The following is a 911-nucleotide window of genomic DNA, read 5'->3' on the forward strand; positions in this document are numbered from 1 at the left end:
AGACGTATTGCACATAATGTTGCGAGTGCAAGTGTACTTGATTATCTTGAGTTGGCAGACGAGCATTCTATTGTAGAATTGAAAGCAACTGAAAAGATGGCGGGGCAGTCTATCATTGATTTAGATATAAGAGCACAATATGGAATTAACATTATTGCAATTAAACGAGGCAAAGAGTTCATCATTTCACCAAATCCAAATATTAATTTAGAAATAGGTGATATTTTAATCATGATTGGACATGATAATGATTTAAATCGCTTTGAAAAAAATATTGCGACGAGATAATCGGGAGTGGGACAGAAATGATATTTTCGCAAAATTTATTTCGTCGTCCCACCCCGGCAAGGTTGACTAGAATTGAAAAAAGCTTGTTACAAGCGCATTTTCGTTCAGTCAACTACTGCCAATATAACTTCGTAGAGCATAGAACATTGATTTATGTCCCAGCCTGGACACATTAGTGTCTTCAATCAGTATGGGCTTTGTTTATGAGGTCAGTTGGCACCTTAAGTGCAATACCTCGTGAGCAAATATTAATTTTGAATATAACCGTATTGTTGGCGAAGATCATAAACTTTATCTGGTGTGACATCCTGACCGATTGGATCAACCACTTTTATTGTGGAAAATGTTGTTAATACTTGTCCTCGGATCATACTTAAGTAGTCTTGACGCAATGCATGTTGTTCTTGTGTTTCAGCTACAGTAAGTGGTTGGACTTTTTCTTTATTTGCAAGTTCATTAATTCTATCTAAAATTTTCATATTGTCATATCCTCCTTAGAATCAAGTGTTGATATATTTTGAGTTTATTTCTATAAGATAATTTATCAACACATCCAGTAATGTTTTTAGTTTCTCGGTCTTTTGACCAGCAGATTTTTGGAATTAAAATAAGGGGTTTGAGAC

2 protein-coding genes are annotated in these 911 nt (G+C 34.8%); one reads left to right on the forward strand and one right to left on the reverse strand.

The annotated features are described in order from the left end of the window. The coding region (locus tag IEW58_RS14210) for a TrkA C-terminal domain-containing protein (protein ID WP_188645879.1) at positions 1-288 on the forward strand (288 nt) is incomplete at its 5' end. Positions 289-536: 248 nt separating this feature from the next. On the opposite strand, the gene IEW58_RS14215 is transcribed toward IEW58_RS14210, so the two are convergent. Continuing rightward, positions 537-767, reverse strand: a complete 231-nt coding sequence (locus tag IEW58_RS14215; RefSeq protein ID WP_188645880.1) for a DUF896 domain-containing protein — start codon at positions 765-767, stop codon at positions 537-539. Positions 768-911 lie beyond the last annotated feature (144 nt).

The organism is Tsuneonella deserti, assembly GCF_014644315.1.
GTDB classification, from domain to species: Bacteria; Pseudomonadota; Alphaproteobacteria; order Sphingomonadales; family Sphingomonadaceae; genus Tsuneonella; species Tsuneonella deserti.

Bases quoted from the DNA above. Each gene is read 5' to 3' on its own strand.
- IEW58_RS14215 (WP_188645880.1), bottom strand. From the start codon at position 767: ATGAAAATTTTAGATAGAATTAATGAACTTGCAAATAAAGAAAAAGTC.